The organism is Edwardsiella anguillarum ET080813 (assembly GCF_000264765.2).
GTDB lineage: Bacteria > Pseudomonadota > Gammaproteobacteria > Enterobacterales > Enterobacteriaceae > Edwardsiella > Edwardsiella anguillarum.
In genome coordinates, this window is record NZ_CP006664.1 from 2403991 (window position 1) to 2419036 (window position 15046).

General features: G+C 64.4%; 9 protein-coding genes, 1 pseudogene and 1 riboswitch. Of the genes and pseudogenes, 5 read left to right on the top strand and 5 right to left on the bottom strand.

Annotation, left to right across the window (positions count from 1 at the left end; translation table 11 throughout):
- Nucleotides 1-90 precede the first annotated feature (90 nt).
- The 4 genes from thiQ to sgrR all read right to left on the bottom strand — a co-directional run bounded on the left by thiQ (nucleotide 91) and on the right by sgrR (nucleotide 5240).
- Nucleotides 91-804, bottom strand: a complete 714-nt coding sequence (thiQ, locus tag ETEE_RS10820; RefSeq protein ID WP_034163105.1) for a thiamine ABC transporter ATP-binding protein ThiQ — start codon at nucleotides 802-804, stop codon at nucleotides 91-93.
- Nucleotides 801-2408, bottom strand: coding sequence for a thiamine/thiamine pyrophosphate ABC transporter permease ThiP (gene thiP / locus ETEE_RS10825; protein WP_034163106.1), 1608 nt, complete (start codon nucleotides 2406-2408; stop codon nucleotides 801-803). Before thiP ends, thiQ begins: the two co-directional genes overlap by 4 nt.
- On the bottom strand, nucleotides 2384-3379 hold the full coding sequence (gene thiB, locus ETEE_RS10830; RefSeq protein WP_034163107.1) for a thiamine ABC transporter substrate binding subunit: 996 nt from the start codon (nucleotides 3377-3379) through the stop codon (nucleotides 2384-2386). The genes thiP and thiB overlap by 25 nt, the downstream gene beginning before the upstream one ends.
- 40 nt (nucleotides 3380-3419) lie before the next feature.
- Nucleotides 3420-3519, bottom strand: a riboswitch (TPP riboswitch).
- A 41-nt stretch (nucleotides 3520-3560) separates the two neighbouring features.
- Nucleotides 3561-5240 carry an HTH-type transcriptional regulator SgrR gene (gene sgrR / locus ETEE_RS10835; protein WP_034163108.1) on the bottom strand — a complete coding sequence of 560 codons (1680 nt, stop codon included), beginning with the start codon at nucleotides 5238-5240 and terminating at the stop codon, nucleotides 3561-3563.
- Between the two features lie 334 nt (nucleotides 5241-5574).
- Between sgrR and ETEE_RS10840 the strand changes: the two are divergent.
- A pseudogene (locus ETEE_RS10840) lies at nucleotides 5575-7055 on the top strand (DASS family sodium-coupled anion symporter).
- A 43-nt stretch (nucleotides 7056-7098) separates the two neighbouring features.
- On the opposite strand, the gene ETEE_RS10845 reads toward ETEE_RS10840, so the two are convergent.
- The gene (locus ETEE_RS10845) at nucleotides 7099-8928 is read right to left on the bottom strand and encodes an ABC transporter ATP-binding protein (RefSeq protein WP_034163110.1); all 1830 of its coding nucleotides are present in this window, start codon (nucleotides 8926-8928) and stop codon (nucleotides 7099-7101) included.
- Between the two features lie 111 nt (nucleotides 8929-9039).
- Between ETEE_RS10845 and ETEE_RS10850 the strand changes: the two genes are divergently transcribed.
- From ETEE_RS10850 to ETEE_RS10865, 4 genes are all read left to right on the top strand, one after another.
- The gene (locus ETEE_RS10850) at nucleotides 9040-9813 is read left to right on the top strand and encodes an ABC transporter ATP-binding protein (protein WP_034163111.1); all 774 of its coding nucleotides are present in this window, start codon (nucleotides 9040-9042) and stop codon (nucleotides 9811-9813) included.
- On the top strand, nucleotides 9813-10736 hold the full coding sequence (locus ETEE_RS10855; protein ID WP_081926411.1) for an iron-siderophore ABC transporter substrate-binding protein: 924 nt from the start codon (nucleotides 9813-9815) through the stop codon (nucleotides 10734-10736). The genes ETEE_RS10850 and ETEE_RS10855 overlap by 1 nt, the downstream gene beginning before the upstream one ends.
- Nucleotides 10733-12727, top strand: coding sequence for a Fe(3+)-hydroxamate ABC transporter permease FhuB (gene fhuB, locus ETEE_RS10860; protein ID WP_034163113.1), 1995 nt, complete (start codon nucleotides 10733-10735; stop codon nucleotides 12725-12727). The genes ETEE_RS10855 and fhuB overlap by 4 nt, the downstream gene beginning before the upstream one ends.
- 111 nt (nucleotides 12728-12838) lie before the next feature.
- Nucleotides 12839-15010, top strand: a complete 2172-nt coding sequence (locus ETEE_RS10865) for a TonB-dependent receptor (RefSeq protein WP_081926412.1) — start codon at nucleotides 12839-12841, stop codon at nucleotides 15008-15010.
- Nucleotides 15011-15046: the final 36 nt, after the last annotated feature.

Consider the following 15046-nt stretch of genomic DNA (forward strand, 5'->3'; position numbering starts at 1 on the left):
AGGCCGCGATTCGAGCGGCGTTCCGCTATGCGCCGCACACCGTCGGGCTATTGTGCAGGGGATGGCGTTCGCTGTCCAACGCCGGACGGCCTATTCGGCCTCTCCCGGCGCCTCTCGCCCCAGCAGGCGCGCCGCGGCGACCGACCCCGCCAGCAGGGCGACGGTCGGGCCATCGTATGCGACATGACCATCGTCAATCACCAGGGTTCGCGGCGCGATGCGCGCCGCATCGTCCAGGTTGTGCGACACCATCAGCAGGGTCAGCAGCCGCTGGCGGCAGATATCATCCAGCAGCGTGAGCATTTCGGCCCGCAGGGCGGGATCCAGGGCAGAGAAGGGCTCATCCAGCAGCAAAATCGGCTGGCGGCGCAGCAGGCAGCGCGCCAGCGCGGCCCGCTGACGCTGGCCGCCGGAGAGCTGGCTGGGGAGCCGCGGCAGGTAGTCGCGAATACCGACCAGTTCGGCGATATCCGTGAGCCGACGGCGCTGGTCATCATCAAGCCGCAGCCCGGGATCCAGCCCCAGCCCCAGATTCTGAGCGATGGTCAGGTGGGCGAACAGATTGTGCTCCTGGAATAGCATGGATACCGGGCGCTGAGACGGGGGGGCGCGGCGACAATCGATGCCGTTGAGGTACAGATCGCCGCTGCTCGGCGCCAGAAATCCAGCGATGAGGCTCAATAGGGTGCTTTTCCCTGCGCCGCTCGGCCCCAGGATGGCGATGCGCTCGCCGGCGGCGACGTGCAGGCTGAAGCTCAGGGTCTGTTGCTGATAGCGGTAGTTCAGATTATCCAGGCGGATCATGGCGATTTTCTCCCGGCGGGCAGGCGCTCCAGCAGGCTGAAGAGGGTCAGACAAAACAGCAGTAGCAGCAGGGCGGTGACTGCGCCGTCGGCGCTGCGGTAGGCGCCGAGCTGTTGATACAGGTAAAAGGGCAGGGTGCGGAACTGCTCGCTGCCAAACAGGGCGACGACGCCAAAATCGCCCAGCGAGAGGACGCAGGCAAAGGCCAGCGCCTGCGCCAGCGGGCGGCGCAGCGCGCGCAGCTCAATCCAACGCAGGCGATTGAGGCCGCCGATGCGCAGCGACAGGCACAGCGGGTCATAGCGTTCGGCCAGATCGCGCATGGGATATTCGAGCACCTTCATCGCGTAGGGGATCGCCATCAGCGCGTTGGTCACCATCACTAACAGCCCTGGCGATGTGGGCAGGCCGATCGTGGCGTTGAGCAGCAGGAAAAAACCGGTCGCCAGCACGATGCCCGGCATGGCCAGGATCAGCATGCCGCACAGCTCCATTCCCTGCGCCCGCCAGCGCTGGCCGCGCAGGTTCAGCTCGCGGCTGCTCCACAGCAGCATCATGGTCAGCGAGACCGCCAGCGCGCCGGCGCCCAGCGCGATGTACAGCGAGGTTCCCAGCGCCTGCCACAGGGCCGGCTGTCGCAGGACGCTGCCGAGCGCCTGGTTTAGCCCATCGACGATCACCGCCAGCAGCGGCGGCAGCAGCAGCAGCAGGGCGAGGCCTATCGTCAGCGTATCGCTGAGTTTCAGCCTCAGCGAGTCGCGTGTGTCGCGCCACCGCATACGCCGGGTGTGCCCGACTGGCAGAATGCCGGAAAGCCGTTGGCTGAGCAGCACCAACCCCAGGCAGCATCCCAGCTGTAGCAGGGCCAGCTGAGCGGCGCGCGCGGGGTCATAGTCGTAGCTGAGCGCCTGATAGATGGCCAGTTCGATGGTGGTGGCCTGAGGACCGCCGCCCAGCGAGAGCACCGTGGCAAAGCTGGAAAAGCACAGCATGAAGATCAGCGCCCCGGCGGGCGGCAGCTGGCGGCGCAGGTAAGGCCACTCGATGAAGCGCAGGATCTGGCGGGGCGACATGCCCAGCTGGGCGGCGAGCTGGCGCTGTTCAACCGGGATGGACTCCAGCGCCTGCAGCAGCAGGCGGGTGGCCAGCGGCAGGTTGAAGAACACGTGGGCCAGCAGGATCCCCTGCAGTCCGTAGGGGCTGAAGCGATAGTCAATGCCCAGCGTCTGGCACAGTAGCGCCAGCCATCCCTGACGGCCATACACGCTCAGCAGCCCGAAGACGGCCACCAGCACCGGCAGCACCAGGGTCATGGCGCACAGGCGCAGCAGCAGCGCCCGCCCGGGAAAGCGGCGGCGGAACAGCGCCTGGGCCAGCGCGATGGCCGGCAGCAGCGACAGCAGCGTCGAGAGCAGCGCCTGCCAGAAGCTGAAGCGAACCACATGCCACAGATAGCTATCCCGCCACAGCGCCGCGGGCGCGGCGGCGGGGGCGCTATACCACAGTGCGCCGAACGCCAGCAGGGCGATCCCCAGCAGCAGCGCGGCGGCTAGCGCGCCCGGCCAGAGCCAGCGGGGGATCAGCGGCTCAGGGCGCTTTGCCATGCGCGGATCCATTCAGCCCGATGCTGTGCGACGTCGTCGGCGGTAAAGCTGAGTGTCTTCTGCGGCGTGGGCAGGGCGGCGAAGGCCGGCGGCAGCGGCACCGCCGTCGCCGGATACATCCAGTTGCCGGTCGGGATGGCATTCTGGAACGGCGAGGTGGTAATGAACTGCATAAACTGGTGCGCCAACGCCGGCTGCGGGCTGTGCTTCAGTACGCCGGCGACCTCGACCTGCAGGTAGTGGCCTTCGTCAAACATCGCCGCAGCATAGCGATCGCTGTGCTCTTCGATCTGGTGGTAGGCCGGCGAGGTGGTATAGCTCAGCACCATATCCGCCTCTCCCTTCAGGAATAGGCCGTAGGCCTCGCTCCACCCTTTGGTGACGGTGACGGTTTTTTGCGCCAGCTTCTGCCAGGCGGCCGGCGCCTGATCGCCATACACCTTCTGCATCCATAGCAGTAGGCCCAATCCCGGGGTGCTGGTACGAGGATCCTGATAGATAACGCGCCACTTCTCTGGCCCTTCGACCAGCTGTTTCAGGCTGGTAGGCGGATTTTTAACCCGCTGGCGGTCATAGACAAAGGCGAAATAGCCGTAGTCGTAGGGGACGAAGGTGGTATCGTGCCAGCCACCCGGCACCGTCAGTGCTCGGGTATCGGCCTGGCTGGGGCTGAATAGCCCGCTTTGCCGGGCGGCGGTCAGCAGGTTGTTATCCAGCCCCAGCACGACGTCGGCCGGGCTGTTTTTCCCCTCCATCCGCAGGCGATTAAGGATGGCGACGCCGTCCTCCAGCGGGATCAGCTTGAGCTCACAGTGGCAGGATTGTTCGAAGGCCTGCTTGATCTTGGGCCCGGGCCCCCAGTCGGCGGCGAAAGAGTCATAGGTGTAGACGGTCAGGACAGGTTTGCCGGCCGCCTGCGCCAGCAGCGAGACCGTCAGTAGGGCCAGAATGGAAAACAGTTTTTTTAACACTTTGCACTCCCTTGGTGGCGGTGGCAAAGGTCTTTGAGCAGCAACGGGCTCTCTCAAATCCCTCCGCCGGCATTAACCGGATCAGGTTCGACGGGTATGCTCTCAGCCCGGCGATCCGCCGGGCACCCCGTTGAGACGGCGCTTATTGTAAAGAGCGCGTGCGTGATTAGAAAGACGTTTGTTAACGGGAGACGGCCGGAGGATGCTCCGGCGGGGCAAACCAGGCCGACTTGAAGTCAAACCAGCCCAGCGTATTCATCCGCACCCCACGCATGCTGTGCTGGCCGTGCAGCTTGAGCCAGTGGTGAAACAGTGGATGCAGCTGATGCCGCTGCACTAGCTGCTGACTCCACTCCGCCACCGGCAGACGCTGTTCACGCCAGCGGTGGGCCTCGCTGGCCAGATCCAGCCCGGAGCAATGGCTCAGCAGCGGAAGTTCGTACAGCATGGCAAAAATGGAGAACTCCAGCGGCAGATAAAAGTTGGCGCTGCCCAGCCACAGATCGCTCTCGGCGGCGCCCTCGTGCCAGCGGGGATAGTCGATCTCCTGCATTTCCAGCGTGACGCCGTGTGCCGCCAGCAGCGGCTGCAGCGCCTGATAGAGGGCGTGGAACTCCGAATGCTCGCTGTAGAAGGTGATACGCAACTGAGTCAGCTGCGGGGGCTTGGGGCGATTGCTGAGCATCTTGTTGTGGTGCCAGCGCGGCAGCAGGCCGTAGGCGGGAGACCAGTAACGCTGGTGCAGGTGGCTGGCGTTGTTCAATAGGGCGATGGGGTTGATCGTCTGACACAGCCAGGCGCGCACCGCCGGATCGCGCATCTGTGCGCTGCGCTGGTCGAACAGCATAAAATAGCAGCCCTCCTCCAGGCGACTCTCCAGCTCGTCGCCGCCGCTGCCGTCGGCCTGCAGCTGCACGCCGGCGTGAACCAGCGCCTCGGAGATTTCCGGCAGCACCCAGATATTGACCTCATCGATCAGCGCCCGGTAGCCAAAGTAGCCGTCAAAGGCGCGGATCTTCAGCTGGCTTTCCGTGTTGCGTACCACCTGATAGGGGCCGGTACCGACGGGGAGGCGGGCAAAATCGCGCATCTCCTGCCACTCCTGCGGCAGGATCATGGCCGGGACGCTGCCGAGCAGCCAGGGAAGCCAGGCATCCTCCGCCCGCAGATGGATATCGATGACGTGTGGGGTGGGGGAGGCGACCTGCGCGATATGGCGGAACAGCGGCAGCGTGCACAGGCGCTCCAGCGAGGCGATCACGTCGGCCATCGTCAGCTCGCGCCCGTGGTGAAAGTGGATCGCCGGGCGTAGATAGAAGCGCCAGTGCAGCGGGGTCAGCGGCTGCCAGTGGTGGGCCAGATCCGATTCGAGTTCCCCGTTTTCCTCATTTATGCGGGTGAGGCCGCTGAAAATCTGGCGGGCCAGATGGGTCTCCGAGCGGCGTAGCGGCGAGGCGGGCTGTAGCCCGAGCAGTGGGCGGTAATAGAGGATTCGCAGGATATGGCGTCCCTGGCGGAAGCTGCGCCCTAGCTGCGCCAGCAGCATCTGGCGCGCGCTGTCGCGATCGCCGACCAGCTGCACCAGCTGCTCAAAGTGATCCTGCTCCATCAGCTCTTCGGCGCGCAGCTGCTGCACCTCAAGGGCGCTGCAGAGAAAGGCGAGGCGTGAACGTTTTCCGCGTCCGCTGACGGCCTGCCAGCTCAGCCAGCCTTGCTGCTGCATGGCGTTGAGCAGGGTACGAACGTGGCGACGTGAGCAGTTTAGCGCCGCGGCCAACTCGGCCAGCGTGGTATCACAGCCGTTGCCCTGACAGTGCTGCCACAGGCGAATAAACTGATGCTGCAGGCGCGGGGTGGCCATAAATGGGGATCTCTTGTCTGAAAGGCATCTATTTTTCTTTCCCTATATTACGCAGATACTGTCGGCAGATGAAAGAGGGTATCTCTCCGACATCGAAGAGTGTTTCTGAGTAAAGGTGCTTTTCACCGGCCAGCGATCGTCGATCGCTGGCTTTTTTCTGTTTTCCGTCGGTTGCGGCGGGAAAACAGGGTACTCTGTGGCGGCGTTGATGTGATAGAGCCAGCGCGGTGCTTCGGCTACGGCGTCGGCGTTCGCACAGCGCGCGCGACCTGCGCCGGGCCGACGCGGCGTGGGCGGATTCCCACAGAGTAAGATAATAAAAGGATGGCACCCTATGGATAAACTGACGCCGTTAAAGCCTCTGCCCGCCCTGATTGCGCTGGCGATGACCCTGACCCTTTGGTTTATTATCCCGGCGCCGGCCGGCGTGAGCGCCAATGCCTGGCAGCTGCTGGCGCTGTTCGTGGGCACCATTGCCGCCATTATCGGCAAGGCGCTGCCTATCGGCGCGGTTTCGGTGGTGGCGATTGCGCTGGTGGCCCTGACCGGGGTGACCGCGCCCGGAAAACCGGCGGCGGCGTTGAACGACGCCCTGAGCGGCTTTTCCAACGCCCTGATCTGGCTGATCGGCATTTCAATCATGGTCTCGCAAAGCCTGAATAAAACCGGGCTGGGGGAGCGGATCGGCTACTGGTTTATCGCGCTGTGCGGCAAACGCACGCTGGGTATCGCCTATGGTCTGGCGTTGGCGGAGACCTCGCTGGCGCCGGTAACGCCGAGTAATACCGCCCGCGGCGGCGGGATCATTCATCCGATCATGCGCTCGATCGCCGATAGCTTTGGCTCGTATCCGCAGCCGGGATCGACGGAGAAAATCGGCCGCTATCTGTCGCTGGTCAACTACAACATCAACCCGATCACCTCGGCGATGTTTATCACGGCAACGGCACCCAACCCATTGATTGTCAACATTATCGCTAAAGGAACCGGCCATGAGTTTGAGCTGACCTGGGGCGCCTGGGCGCCTGGGCGCTGGCGGCGCTGTTGCCGGCGCTACTCTCGCTGCTGCTGATGCCGCTGGTGGTCTACTGGCTTTATCCGCCGCAGATCCGCCATACCCCAGATGCCCCGCGCTTTGCCCGCGAACGCCTGCGGGCGCTGGGGCCGATTTCTCTGGCCGAGAAGATCACGCTGGCGGTATTCCTGCTATTGCTCGTGCTGTGGGCGGATATTCCGGCCTGGCTGCTGGGCGATGGCTGGTCGGTCAATGCCACCACGGCGGCCTTTGTCGGCCTGGCCATCCTGCTGTGCAGCGGGGTGCTTAGCTGGGATGATCTGCTGAAGTGCAAAGGGGCGTGGGATACGGTGATGTGGTTCGCCGCGCTGGTGATGATGGCGACCTTCCTCGGCAAACTGGGGCTGATAGCCTGGCTTTCCCAGAGCGTCAGCGCGCTGATCGATGGCATGGGGATGCACTGGGTCGGCGGTATGCTGCTGCTGACGCTGGTGTATGTCTATGCGCACTACTTCTTTGCCAGCACCACGGCGCACATCACCGCCATGTTCGCCGCCTTCTTTGCCGCCGGTCTGGCGCTGGGCGTTCCGCCGGCGCTGTTTGCGCTGGTGCTGGCCTTCTCCTCCTCGCTGATGATGTCGCTGACCCACTACGGCACCGGCACCGCGCCGATTATCTTTGGCTCCGGCTATGTCACGCTCGGGGAGTGGTGGAAGACCGGGTTTATTCTCAGCGCCGTGAACCTGACGCTGTGGCTCAGCGTCGGCAGCCTGTGGTGGCACTGGCTGGGCTATTGGTGACGCGCCGCCCTTCGCAGGTCTGCGGCGGGCGGCTTTGCCCTAATTAGTCGCTGCCGATAAAGCCGCCGGTCTGATGAGCCCACAGCTGGGCATAGATGCCGTTTTGCCGCAGTAGTTCCCGGTGGCTGCCCTGGGCGACTATCCGCCCGTGGTCCATGACGATAAGGCGATCCATGGCGGCGATGGTCGAGAGGCGGTGCGCGATGGCGATAACCGTTTTCCCGGCCATCATCTGCGCTAGGTTGTCCTGAATGGCGGCCTCGGCCTCGGAGTCGAGCGCGGAGGTCGCCTCGTCCATGATGAGAATGGGCGCATCCTTGAGCAAGACCCGGGCGATGGCGATACGCTGGCGCTGTCCACCGGACAGCTTGACTCCGCGCTCGCCGACCTGGGAGTCATAACCGCGCTGGCCCGTATCGTCAGCCAGTTGGCAAATAAAGTCATGCGCCTCCGCCCGCCGGCAGGCCGCGATCATCTCCGCCTCGCTGGCCTGCGGATTGCCATACAGCAGGTTTTCGCGGATTGAGCGGTGCAGCAGGGCGGTATCCTGGGTGATCATGCCTATCTGTCGGCGCAAAGAGGTCTGCGTAACCTCTGCGATGTTCTGGGCATCAAGGGTAATGCTGCCCGACTGCAGGTCATAAAACCGCAGCAGCAGATGCATCAAACTGGACTTTCCGGCCCCGGAGCGGCCGACAAGGGCGACCTTTTCACCGGGGCGGATGTGCAGATCCAGCCTATCGAACAGCGTCCGTCCGCCGGGGTAGCCAAAGCCGACGGCGTTAAAACGAATCTCGCCGTGCGTCAGGCGCAGCGGTACAACCCCCGGTTTATCGGCGACGTCGATGTCGTTGGCGACGGTATGGATGCTGTCGATGACCTGCCCGATGCTTTCAAACAGCGCGCGTACCTCCCACATAATCCACTTGGACATGCCCTGTAGACGCAGGACAAGACTGATGCCGACGGCGATGACGCCGACGCTGACCGCCTGCTGCTGCCACAGGGCGATAGAGAGCGCCGCCAGGGAGAACAGCAGCAGATAGTTGATGACATCCACGCTGAACAGCAGCCCGGTCAGGGTACGCATCTGACGGTATACCGTGGCCAGATAGCGCTGCATGGCGTGTCGGGCATAGTCGCTTTCGCGCTGGTCATGGGAAAACAGTTTGACGGTGGTGATGTGGGTATAGGTGTCCACGATGGTGCCGCTCATCATGGACTGCGCGTTGGCCTGCTCGCTGGCGATACGCCGCAGGCGCGGCAGGAGACGGATCTGAATCAGGGTATAGGCCGCCAGCCACAGCAGCAGGGGGAGCAGCAGCAGCGCATCGACGCTGGCGATCATGACCAGCACCGAGAGCAGATAGACCAGAATATAGATCAACAGATCGACCATTCTCATGACCACTTCGCGCACCGATTGGGCACTTTGCATCACCTTTGCCGCCACCCGCCCGGCGAAATCACGCTGAAAAAACGCGATGCTCTGGCCGAGGAGATAGCGGTGTACCTGCCAACGGATGGCCATGGGGTAGTTCCCCAGAATACTTTGGTGCAGCAGGTTCGAGTGCAGCCAGGCCAGTAAGGGCATGACCGCCAGCACCAGAATCGCCATGACTATCAGGCTGGGGCGTTGATCGGCCCAGAAGGTGGCGCGCTCGGCGCGGCTCAGCAGATCGACCAGCTCGCCCAGGTAGCGTAACAGCGTGACTTCGCAGACGGCGACGGCGGCGCTGAGCAGCGCCATGGCGCAGAGCGGACGTTCAAAGCCGCGGGTGTAGTGGCGACAGAAGCCGAACAGCGTCGCCGGCGGTTTTTGGGGATCCTGTGACGGGAACGGCTCCGTCAGTCGTTCGAACCACTGAAACATGGATAAACCCTGGATGGCACGCAGAGTTGCCAAGTGGAAAAGGTGAATATAGAATGCAAATGATAATAAAAATGGTTATCAATTGGTATCAATTCATCACAAGGGAACGCCATGTTTTCGCTAACCAACTTGGAGGTTGTGCGCGGGGGACGCGAAGTCCTGGCTATCGAACAGTTGACGATCCCAACGGATCGTTTGACGGTGATTCTGGGACATAACGGGTCCGGTAAATCGACGCTGGTCAGCCTGCTGGCCGGTCAGCTGCACCCCGACGGCGGCCAGATCGCTCTGGATGGGCAGGTGTTGTCATCCCTCTCCGCCGGCGCACTGGCGCGGCGGGTGGCCTTTTTACCGCAGAAGCTGCCCGCCAGCGCCGGGTTGACCGTGAGGGAGCTGGTGCGCCTGGGGCGCTTCCCCTGGCGTGGCATGCTGGGACGCTGGCGCCGTGAAGATCGACAGCTCATCGACGCGGCGATGGCTGAGACCGGGGTGACCCCCTTTGCCGAAACGCTGGTGGATACGCTGTCCGGCGGGGAGCGCCAGCGGGCGTGGGTCGCCATGCTGCTGGCACAGGCCTCGCCGCTGCTGATCCTCGATGAGCCGACCTCGGCGCTGGATATCCAGCATCAGTACCAACTCATGGCGCTGCTATCGGCGCTGCCGCGCGGCGTCTTGGTCATTCTGCACGACCTGAATCTGGCGCTGCGCTATGCCGATCACGTGATTGCCCTGAAGCAGGGGCGCGTGGCCTTCGCTGGCCCGGCGGCGGCGTTGGCCGACGAGCGGCGCCTGTCCGAGCTGTACCAAACCCCGATCCGCCTGACGGATCACCCGCATCCTGCCCCCGGGGCGCCGCCTCATAAAGTTGCTATCGTATGTGCTTGATGTTTAATTTTATTTTTAGATTTTTTGCGCCGTTGGCGCTGCTACTCTCCCTGTTTTCACCCAGCGCGCAGGCGCTGACGGTCAGCGACAGCCGCGGTACTCATCAGCTACCGGCCGTGCCGACGCGAGCCGTGGTGCTGGACTGGGATCTGCTGGAGCAGACCATCGAGCTGGGGGTGACGCCGCTGGCCGCCACCGATCTGGACAGCTACCGCGAATGGGTGGCACAGCCGCCGATACCGGCGCAGACGCAGAGCGTCGGCAGCCGAGAAGAGCCGAATCTGGAGCGCATCGCGGCGCTGAAACCCGATGTGATCCTCGCCAGCGAAATGCAGCAGGCGCTGCTGCCGCGCCTGATGCAGATTGCGCCGGTGCTGTATTACACCAATTTTTCCGCCGCGGACGATCACGCCGCGGTGGCGATAGCGCAGTTCCGCCAGCTGGCGCAGGCGTTTGGTCGTGAGGCGATCGCGGAGCAGAAGCTGGCCGCGATGCAGGCCCGCTTTCAGCATTTATCACGGGCGCTGCGCGCGGCGTTTCAGGGCCAGCTCCCCGCCGTCACGGTGATGCGCTTTGCCAGCACGACCTCAACCTACCTGTATACCACTAACTCGATGCCGGTCTATGTCCTGCGCCAGCTGGGGATCTCGCCTGCGCTGGCGCCGCCGCCGGCGCGCTGGGGGATTGTCCGGCAGCCGATCGCTGGGCTACAGCGGGTCGGCCAAGGCTACGTGCTCTACTTTTTGCCTTTTCATGACGCCGCGCGCCTGGATGCGACGCAGCTATGGCAGGCGATGCCGTTTGTCCGCGGGCAGCGGGTGAGCGCCGTCCGTCCGGTCTGGAGCTATGGCGGCGCGATGTCGTTACAGTATGCCGCAGAGGCGATGGCGGAAAGCCTGATGGCGCTGGCGGCGCAGAAATGAGCGGCGCAGTAAGGCTGGCGGCGCCGCTGCTGCTGTTGACGCTGGCCGTGGCATCGCTGCAGTGGGCGCAGCCGCTGACGCTGCTGCAGCAATGGCAGCTCCTGCTGGCCCCGCAGCAGGCGCAGAGTCTCGATGACATTCTGTGGTTGTACTCGCAGCTACCGCGTCTGGCGATCACGCTGTTGGTGGGGGCAACGCTGGGCCTGGCCGGCAGCGTGATGCAGCAGCTGACCCAGAATGCGCTGATGTCGCCGCTGACGATGGGCACCTCGTCGGGGGCATGGCTGGCATTGGTGCTGCTGGCGGCATTCTGGCCTGGGCAGCAGGCGCAGTGGGGTGCCCTTGCCGCGATGGGGGGCGCTTTGCTGGCCTTTGCCCTGATCGTGCTGATCGCCGGGCTGGACAACATGACCGGCCTGCCGATGGTCATCGCCGGCATGGTGATTAACATTCTGCTCGGTGCGCTGGCATCGGGGGTGCTGCTGCTACAGCACCCCTATGCGCAGAACATCTTCCTGTGGGGCAGCGGCGACTTGGCGCAAAGCGACTGGGGGTGGGTGCGCTGGCTGTTACCCCGCCTGACGCCGGCCCTGCTGCTGCTGCTGTTCGCCCCGCGGGTGCTACAGCTGCTGCGCCTGGGGCACCAGGGGGCGCAGGCGCGCGGCGCGGCGGTGGTTCCGCTCTTTTTTGCGCTGATGCTGCTGACCATCTGGCTGGTCTCTGCGGCGGTGACGGCCGTCGGGCTGATCGGTTTTATCGGCCTGCTGACGCCCAACATCGTGCGGGCGCTGGGGGTGCGGACGCCGCGGGGCGAGCTGTATGCCAGCCTGCTGGGCGGAGCGCTGCTGTTACTGCTGACCGATGCGCTGGCGCAGGGGGGGGCGCTGTGGCTGGGGCAGCTCTTGCCGACCGGCGTGGTGGCCGCCGCTATCGGCGCACCGGCGCTGATCCTGTTCAGCCGGCGTCGCCTGAGCGCGCCGGATGGCCTGGGGGCGCCCCTGATATCGGCCCGCGGACGGGTTTCGGCGTGGGTTGGCGCGGCGTTGACGACGCTTGCTGCGTTGGCGTTGCTCGGCTACCTGACCTACCAGCCGGAGGCGGCGGGCTGGCCCTTTGCCTGGCCACAGGCGTATCAGTGGGCGCTGCGCTGGCCGCGGGCGCTGGTGGCGTTGAGCTGCGGCGGGGCGTTGGCGCTGGCCGGCGTGCTGTTACAGCGTCTGATGTATAACCCGTTGGCCAGCCCCGATCTGCTGGGCGTCTCCTCCGGTGCCACGCTGACGCTGGTCTTGGCGATGCTGTGGTGTGGCCAGACGCTAACGGCCTTACAGCAGTGGGGCGTCGGCCTGGCGGGCAGCCTGGCGGTACTGGCGGCACTGATGGCGCTGGGGCGTCGCCAGCGTTACGCCCCGGCCAGCGTGATCCTGACCGGTATCGCGCTGACGGCGCTGTTGCAGGCGCTGGTGCAGTTTTTCCTGGCGCAGGGAGGCCAGGACAGCTACCGCATTTTGCAGTGGCTGGCGGGCTCCACCTATCGGGTGACGGCCGTGCAGGCGCTGCTGCTCTCTACGCTGACGGCGCTGCTGCTGCTGTTGGCGCTGTTTGTCGCGCGCGCCCTGACGCTGCTCTCCATCGGCCGCGCCTTTTCCCAGGCCCGCGGGTTGAACGGCGCGAGGGCCACGGCGCTGCTGTTGGCGCTGGTGGCGCTGCTGTGCGCCATTGCGACGGCGGCGATGGGCCCGGTGGCCTTTGTCGGCCTGATGGCGCCGCACCTGGCGCAGATGCTGGGCGCGCGGACGGCCAGGGCGCAGATGGGGCTGGCCGCGTTGCTGGGGGCTGCGACGCTGCTGTGGGCAGACTGGCTGGGGCAGGCCTTACTGTACCCCCGTGCGATGGCGGCCGGGACGCTGGTCGCCATCGTCGGGGCCACCTATTTCCTGCTGCTGCTGATCGCTGGGCGCCTGACGCGCCGCCGTCTTCAGCGCGTCACGTAGCGGTACGATCCGCGGCGCTGACCCACGCAGCGAGTACGGCGTTTTGGGTTGTTTTTACGTAATGATTATAAAAATCATTTTTATTTTTGTTTTATTTATATAAGGGAAATTATGTCATCACTGCGTTTATCCCGCATGGGCATGGGCATGGGGCTGTTGGGCGCAATCTCGCTAGGCTGCACGTCTGCTGCGATGGCGGAGGAGAGCGCTCGCCCGACGGATGAGATCACGGTTAGCGGCTCGCAGGTTGCGCTGGGCGACAGCTATGAGGGCGGGCAGGTCGCGCGTACTGGGCGACTGGGTATGCTGGGTAACAGCGATTTTATGGATGCTCCCTTTACCCTGACCAGCTACACCTCGGCGTTGATTGAGCAGCAGCAGGCAGTCAGCGTGGCCGATGTGTTGCAAAACGATCCCACCGTGCGGGTGGCCAAGGGATTCGGCAACTTCCAAGAGCTGTATATGATCCGCGGTTTCCCGGTGTACTCCGATGATATGACCCTGAACGGGGTCTACGGGATTTTACCGCGTCAGTTTGTCGCCGCCGAAATGCTGGAGCGGGTTGAAGTGCTGCGCGGTGCCAATACCTTCCTGAACGGCGCAGCGCCCGGCGGCAGCGCCGTGGGGGGGATGGTGAACCTGGTGCCGAAGCGGGCGGGATCTATGCCGCTGACGCGGGTCACCGGCGGTGTGCAGGGGGATGGCCAGGGCTACGCGGCGTTGGATGTGGCCCGGCGCTTCGGTGACGATGAGGCCAACGGCATTCGGGTTAATCTGGTCGGACGGGACGGTAAGCGCGCGGTCGCCCGAGAGAAACAGCGCCTCGGCGCGATCTCCATCGGCTTCGATCATCGCCGTGACCGGCTGCAGCTATCGGCGGACATCGGCTATCAGGATCACCATATCGATGCGCCGCGCCCCAGCGTCACGCCGGGGGGGCCCACGCTGCCTGCGGCGCCGTCGGCCAGTAAAAACTATGCCCAGGACTGGACCTATACCGATGAGAAGCAGCTGTTTGGCGTCGTGCGCGGTGAGTATTTACTGAACGACAGCACCCGTGTCTGGCTGGGGGCGGGGGCGCGGCAGGGTAAAGAGCATAACCTGTTGGCTAACCCCACGGCCGATGGCGATGGGGTGCTCTCGGCTTTCCTGTTCGAAAACGTCAGGCGGGATAACGTGTTGTCTGCCGATGCCGGCGTGCGTCACGATCTGACCACCGGCGGCGTCAACCATACGCTGGTGCTCTCCGCGGCGGCGTATCAGCTGCGCTCCAAGAATGGCTGGGCCATGTCGTCCACGTTCAGCGGCTTTGGGACGCTGAATGACATGGCGTCGGTGGCCCGCCCGGAAGCTAGCTTCTTCGGCGGGTCGCTCAGCGATGCGCGGGAGACGGAGCGTAACAGCAGCCACAGCGTGGCGCTGGCCGATACCCTGGGCATACTGGAGGATAAGATCAAGCTGACGCTCGGCGGCCGCTGGCAGCGCCTGGAAACCCGTTCTTATGACTATGATAGCGGCGCCCTCAGCGGTCGCTATGGGAAAAACGCCCTGACGCCTTTCGTCGGTGCGCTGTACCAGCCTTCGCTGGAGGTGGCGCTGTTCGCCAACTACGCCGAGGCGCTGCTGCCCAGCGGGGTGGCGCCGGCAACCAGCAATGGCGTCACGGTAAGCAACGCCGGCCAGGTCTTTGCCCCGTTCCGCGCCCAGCAGATCGAGGCGGGGGCCAAGTATGACAATGGCATGTTTGGGGCGTCGGTCAGCCTGTTCCAGATTACTCGTCCGGAGTTTCGCCTGGACGATACCACCTATACCGATAATGGCGAGCAGCGTAACCGCGGGATTGAGCTGACGCTGTTTGGTAAACCCCATGATCGCGTCACGATGCTGGGGGGCGTAACGCTGCTGGATGCCCGGCAGCAAAAGAGCTCGCTCGGCGGTCAGGACGGGAAGCGAGCGATAGGCGTACCGGCGGTTCAGGCAAATCTGAACCTGGGCTGGGAGACGCCGTTTATCGACGGGCTGGCGCTGGAGGGGCGCGCGGTCTATACCGCCTCACAGTATGCTGATGCCGCCAATACCCTGTCTATTCCGGCGTGGGTACGCGTCGATTTGGGGGCGCGCTATGCGCTGAAGCTCGACGGTCATGACGTGACGCTGCGCGCGCGGGTCGAGAACCTGAGCGATAAGCGCTACTGGTCGTCCGTCGGCGGTTATCCGGGCAGTAACTATCTGGTGCAGGGCAACCCGCGCACCTTTATCGTCTCTGCCAGCTACGACTTCTAACCCAACGGCGGCCGGGTGATGCCCGTGCCGCCGCGG